3 protein-coding genes are annotated in these 3,151 nt (G+C 62.2%); all 3 read left to right on the top strand.

Features of this window, described 5'->3' with window-relative positions:
- Positions 1–231 precede the first annotated feature (231 nt).
- The 3 genes from nadE to Q0349_RS05215 all read left to right on the top strand — a co-directional run bounded on the left by nadE (position 232) and on the right by Q0349_RS05215 (position 2,815).
- Positions 232–978 carry an NAD(+) synthase gene (nadE, locus tag Q0349_RS05225; RefSeq protein ID WP_298079823.1) on the top strand — a complete coding sequence of 249 codons (747 nt, stop codon included), beginning with the start codon at positions 232–234 and terminating at the stop codon, positions 976–978.
- Positions 979–1,084: 106 nt separating this feature from the next.
- Positions 1,085–2,272: a 5-demethoxyubiquinol-8 5-hydroxylase UbiM gene (gene ubiM / locus Q0349_RS05220; RefSeq protein ID WP_298079822.1), complete on the top strand. Its 1,188-nt coding sequence runs from the start codon at positions 1,085–1,087 to the stop codon at positions 2,270–2,272.
- Positions 2,273–2,344: 72 nt separating this feature from the next.
- Positions 2,345–2,815 carry an invasion associated locus B family protein gene (locus Q0349_RS05215; RefSeq protein ID WP_298079821.1) on the top strand — a complete coding sequence of 157 codons (471 nt, stop codon included), beginning with the start codon at positions 2,345–2,347 and terminating at the stop codon, positions 2,813–2,815.
- Positions 2,816–3,151: the final 336 nt, after the last annotated feature.

Raw genomic sequence — 3,151 nt, 5'->3', positions numbered from 1 at the left:
ACATACCATTTACATACCCCCTGAGCGCTCAAGCGTATGTAAATTTGAAAACCGCCAGCCGAAACCACCGCCGATATACCCCCTCCCCCTGTGGGGGAGGGCTGGGGTGGGGTTACTGGCGGCACGCACGCAGTTTCAGGTAGTGCCACATACTATTTACATACACCTACCCCGCTACCCTGTATGTAAACAGCCATTCGCCAAACACACACAAACAAACCCGGAAAACCCATGAACCTCACCGCCTACATTGACTACCTCATCGCCTGGCTCGAACAACAGCGCCGCGACCTCTACCACCTCGATGGCTACACCCTCGGCGTCAGCGGTGGCGTCGATAGCGCCGTCTGCGCCCACCTCGTCGCCCGCACCGGCCGCCCGGTGCACGCGCTGATGCTGCCCGCTGCCGTCAGTAGCGAAGCCGACCTGCAAGACGCCGAAGCGGTGTTAAAAAGCGCAGGCCTCAGCGGCCACACCATCTCCATCGCACCGCTCTACGACCTTGCCATGCAACAACTCGCGCCGGTACTGAACCCCGAACCGGAGCGGCTGAACGTGCTGCGCGGCAACCTGATGGCGCGGCTGCGCATGATCCTGCTCTACACCACCGCGCAAAGCCACCGCGCCGTCGTCCTCGGCACCGACAACGCTGCCGAAGTCCACACCGGCTACTTCACCAAATACGGCGACGGTGCCGCCGACGTCCTGCCGCTCGCCGCGCTGCGCAAAGAACAAGTCTATGAAATGGCGCGCCTGCTCGGCGTGCCGCAAGCGGTGCTTGCCAAAGCACCCAGCGCCGGACTGTGGGCGGGACAAACCGACGAAGACGAAATGGGCGTGCGCTACAGCGAGCTGGACGCCTTCCTCCGGGGCGAGACAGTGAGCGAACAGGCGGCCAAACAAATCGCCTGGTGGCACGAACGCTCCCGCCACAAACGGATGCTGCCGCCGGTGCCGCCCGCCCCGGACCAACTCTGAAGCCCCGCCCCGCCTGATACTTCACAAAACTAAATCGCCCTGGCCGGGGTTAACCAATCACCATGCTATAATCCCGCGCGCATCACCCCTTACCCCGGAGAAACCCATGCAAGAACAAACCGATATCATCGTCGTCGGCGCTGGTCCGGCAGGACTCGCCTTCTGCCGTGCACTCGCAGGCAGCCAGCTCAACATCAGCATTATTGAGGCGCACCAGCCGGACGTCCTCGCCGATCCGCCGTTTGATGGCCGCGAAATCGCCCTCACCCATCCCTCCAAGGCCATCCTCGAAAACCTCGGCATCTGGCAGCGCTTCCCCGAAAGCGAAATCCATTACCTGCGCGCCGCTTCCGTCTTAAATGGCGACTCCGCCTTCCGCCTGCATTTCCCGGTGCCCACACAAAACAGCCACCGCCAGGCGATAGACACCCTCGGCTACCTCGTGCCGAACCACATCATCCGCCGCGCCGCTTATGAGGCGGTCAAAGACCAGGAAAACCTGCGCTGGCACACCGGCCGCCGCGTGGTTGCCTGCCAAAGCGACGCCAGCGCCGCACAAGTCACGCTGGACAACGGCGACAGCATCAGCGGCAAACTGCTCATCGCCGCCGACAGCCGCTTCTCCTTCGTCCGCCGCGCGATGGGCATCGCCGCCGACACCCACGAATTTGGGCGCAACGTCCTCGTCTTCCGCCTCGAACACGAACACTCCAACGACCACACCGCGAGCGAATGCTTCTTCTACGGCAACACCCTCGCGCTGCTGCCGCTTTCCGACCACATCACCAACTGCGTTGTCACCATCGACAGCCGCAAGGCACCGGAACTCCTGGCGCTGGACGGCGACGCGCTCGCCGCTTACATCGCCGCGCAAATCGACCACCGCCTTGGCGCGATGAAACTGGTGAGCAGCGTGCATGACTACCCGCTGGTCGGCGTCCACGCCCGCCGCTTCTACACCAACCGCTGCGCGCTCATCGGCGACGCCGCCTGCGGGATGCACCCCGTCACCGCGCACGGTTACAACCTCGGCCTGCAAAGCCAGGAAATCCTCTCGCGCCTCATCCTGCGCCAGGCAGGGCAGGGCAGGGACATCGGCGACCCGGCGCTGCTCGCCGCCTACGACCGCCGTCACCAGTTGAACACCCGCCCGCTCTATCACGGCACCAATGCCATCGTCAAACTCTTTACCCGCGAAACCCCGCCGGCGAAGCTCCTGCGCCACGGCGTACTCCGCCTCTCGCAAGCCCTGCCACCGCTGAAACACCTGATAACGCGCCAGCTTACCGGTTAGTTAAGCTGCATAGACCCACTGCGGCCGCCGTGATACACTTCGCCGCGTTTTTTTCCCAACACAGGAGATTCCATGAAAACCACGCTGAAACTCGCTGCCGTCGCGGCGCTCGCCACCATCAGCCTCACCGCCGCCGCCAAACTCTCCGAAGGCAAAGCCTACGGCGACTGGAAAGGCACCTGCCAGGGCAGCGAATGCGGCGCCATCCAGATAGTCAATAACGAAAAAGGCGAACCGGTCGGCCGCATCCTGCTGCGCCGCATCCCGGAAGCCAAAAACAGCGTTGTCGCCTTCATCACCGTGCCGCTGGGCGTGAACCTGCGTGCGGGCATGGCACTGGCCGCCGATGGCAAAGAGCTGGTCGTCACCCCGTTTGACTTCTGCGACCAGGGCGGCTGCAACGCCGCGATTCCGGTGGAAGGCAACATCCTCGACAGCATCAAAAAAGGCAACGTGCTGCAAGTCGCGGCCTTCGTCGGCGACAAACAACAAACCATGGGCTTCTCGCTCAAAGGCGTCTCCGACGTTATCAAAAACCTGTAACCGCAGGCCAGCACCAAGACCGGACTCGCGTCCGGTTTTTTTATAGCCAAATCATACCCTTCCCTGTGAGAGACAGCGAACAAACCGCCTCAGCGACAACCGTTGCTGAAAATCCCGCCGTTCTGCCCCCTCCCTCGCAGGATGCGTTAGCACCCGCAGCGGGGGAGGGCCGGGGAGGGGGTAGCGTTCGTAAAATAACCGCCGATATGGAATAGTCATACTGGCTGCTTCCTTATTGACACGGGTCGGTTATCCATTGCCGACTTGCCCTAATTTATAGCGATACTCACAAAGTTCTGTACAAGGCGCGCCGCCGAAGACAGTACAAGATAGTAC

Origin of the sequence: uncultured Cardiobacterium sp. (assembly GCF_938028185.1) — a bacterium.
Classification (GTDB): Bacteria; Pseudomonadota; Gammaproteobacteria; order Cardiobacteriales; family Cardiobacteriaceae; genus Cardiobacterium.
The sequence above is the reverse complement of the archived record's forward strand: the minus strand, read 5'-3'. Positions and strand labels throughout refer to the sequence as shown.